This window comes from Cupriavidus sp. GW823-FHT06D04, assembly GCF_058795055.1.
In genome coordinates this window covers 1-2730 of the sequence record NZ_JBXAHL010000095.1, presented here as the reverse complement: position 1 = coordinate 2730, position 2730 = coordinate 1, and the positions used below count along the sequence as shown (strand labels likewise).

The 2730-nt window shown below is 55.6% G+C and carries 2 protein-coding genes; one reads left to right on the top strand and one right to left on the bottom strand.

Going from position 1 to position 2730, the window contains the following annotated elements:
• Window positions 1-407: 407 nt before the first annotated feature.
• Window positions 408-1070, bottom strand: a complete 663-nt coding sequence (locus AC1Q7H_RS39685) for a DUF4397 domain-containing protein (protein WP_492382505.1) — start codon at window positions 1068-1070, stop codon at window positions 408-410.
• A gap of 564 nt (window positions 1071-1634) precedes the next feature.
• Here AC1Q7H_RS39685 and AC1Q7H_RS39680 point away from each other — a divergent pair.
• On the top strand, window positions 1635-2462 hold the full coding sequence (locus AC1Q7H_RS39680) for a hypothetical protein (RefSeq protein ID WP_492382504.1): 828 nt from the start codon (window positions 1635-1637) through the stop codon (window positions 2460-2462).
• Window positions 2463-2730: the final 268 nt, after the last annotated feature.

The window sequence follows — 2730 nt, the reverse complement described above, 5'->3', positions numbered from 1 at the left end:
GCACGCCAGTTCCAGCTAATTCCGGATTTCCAGTCCAGCAAACTGGTCTGTAGTCCAGCTAACTCCGGTTTCCTACAACACTGTAGTATCCGAGCCGAGTTTGACCTGGTGGGAGCGCATTAGTCTCAATGAACTCCCATCGCGGCTCAACGTGATCGCCGCGAGTGCAGTGAGCCTCCCTCAACCGTGTTCGGTTCATTCTGCTGATGTTGGAAGTCCGTTGCCAAGTGCGGAGCGGCCGTTCGAGTGTTCACGCGCGTACGCCGGGCGAGTGTCGGAAACTGGCCGGTCAGAGACGGTCGCAGCCTCGCGGCATGCGTGACCGGGTTGCCCCATATTTCGAATGATGATGGAGTCCACGTTCACAGTGGGGGGAAATTTCCGACCGATCGGAGGCAGGTATTCTTTTAGCCATCCGTCAGGACTTTGAGTGCCAGGGGATTTGTTGCCGCAGTCCGAGTGGATCCAATCGCGACCGCGCTGTAGTTGACTGCGGCATTGGCGGTCAATGTCGTCTGGATGACTGTCGTCGACGTCCCCGCAACATTGACCTTGACGTCATACGTACCGGTCGCCAGGTTCAGATAGCCACTATTCGCTCCGAAGAGCATGTTGGCGAACGCCACCTTGCCGTTGAGCAGCACATCGACGGGCCCGGCATCAGGGGCCATATGGATCACACGTACGGCCGCCTGTCCTGCCGGCGGCGCCACGGTCTGATCCGTGACAGTCAGTCCCTGGATGCTGGCCGCGAAGTTCGCCGCGATGATTGTGTAGGCTGCCGCGTTCGCCAGATTCTGCGATATGTCGATTAGCGTCGTCGCCGTACCGGTCACGTTGAATGTGATCCGGTGCGTACCTGTGGAGAAGACCAGGTAAGCGGAAGCCGCCGAATATGGAACGTTCGAGAGTACTCGCGCGCCGTCGAAGAGAACATCAAGGTTCGGTGCATCCGGAGAAACGTGAAGCACACGAACGCGCGCCGTGCTGTCATCGTTCACGTCGGTCACGCAACTGCCGAGCTGTGCGACAAGCAAGACGGATAACAGAAGACCAATAAGGCGCCGCATCCTTGCCTCCTCGCGGGATTGCTAGTCTTCAAGATAGTGCGACGATCACCCTACCGTTATGGAAAGTTGACGTGTTTGGGTTTTCAGTCCCAGCAGAAGCAGTTGATCGCGATTGCGCGATGTCAGCCTTGCTCCCGCGCACTGAAGGAGGTGCGGCTCTTTCCGAGATTTCTAGTGTCAGGCGGTACCCGACCCGTTGCCGTCATTCCGATCTCCGCGAGTGCAACGTCCCTTCTAAAAGACTAACGCCATTCGTTCATGCCGGGACGCCAGCCACTCGTCGATCAAAAAGCACCGCACAGTCTGGCGATGCAGCGCATATGGCGACGGCGGGCGCAGCGCCTTGCCCCCTCATGCTGGTCGTTGAATGATTCCCTCGGCTACACCAGCTAAACTGGTTTCGGTCTCACCGGATTGCTGACCAGCAGACCGCGCCTCGGGCTCTCATCTAAGTCGCCGGACGCACATCGGAAAATCTTCTCGCGGAACCTGCGTGGCCACCGGAAAGATCCTCATTTTGGAGGTAGACTTGAGGGCGTCCTTCACTGTCTGTCACTGAGAAAAATGGATAACAACCGATTCAGTCGAATTATAATTATTGACTCTATCCCAAAACGGGATTTCAATACGGCAAAGCGACTATTCGATGATTTGAGAAACGTAGCTGATGCCTATTCCCCTGCACCTCTCATTGAATATGAGCGCGTAGAATCGGCAGATAATTTTCTTAAGTTTTTGTCAACGTGTAGAGATGAAGTCGCCGCAGGGGCGGCTATCCCGATGATCCACATTGAATGTCACGGAGATTATGATGGCTTTGCCTTTGCAGATGGGTCATTGTTAGATTGGCCTGATCTTAAGGTTCCATTAACCGAACTGAATGTTGCTACCGGCCTCAACCTTATGATCGCGGTGGCTGCTTGTGTTGGTGGCGCGCTTGCCAAGGTCACTACAATGGGAGATAGAGCTCCATTTTGGGGTCTTATTGGTCCAACTCGGGACATGTTCCCTGATGAATTGGTGGTGCCATATCGAGCGCTGTATTCAACTCTACTGAAGACAAAGTCTCCGAAGTCTGCGGTAGAAGCAATGGACGATGCAATCACTCAGAAAGGGTCCTTCTGGCGTACCACTGCCCAAGCGCTGTTTGAAAAGGGTTGGGCAGCTTACAAGCAGGAGCATTGCACGCCACAGCGGCTCGACGAGCGCGCGAATCGAATGCTGGAGATGGCCAAGCGGGTATTTAACCCACCTCACCCGTCCGTCGACGATTTTAAGCAACGATTGCGCGATCTGGAGCCGAAAGCCTTTGACCGCTACGTGGTTACTTTTTTCATGCATGATATGTTTCCAGATCATTGCGAGCGATTTCCGCTCGCCTACCAAGCATGACCGTATTTCATTGGGTCGGCGGGCATTCTGACGAATCGGGGCGACTAACCAGAAGCGGCCCCAGTTCCGGCCATATTATCTAGAGCCTGAGACTGCTCGTTCTCGAAGATTGGCTGACGAGTAACGTCCGTTGCCGACTCCCGAACGGCCATTTGAGCGTCCGCGGGGGTACGCCGGCGAATGACAGGTGATGGCCGGGAAGCGACCTTCGTCACAGCACAAGGCCCGGTCATGCTCTCGGTGTACGATGTGCGGGGAGAGCCGTCCC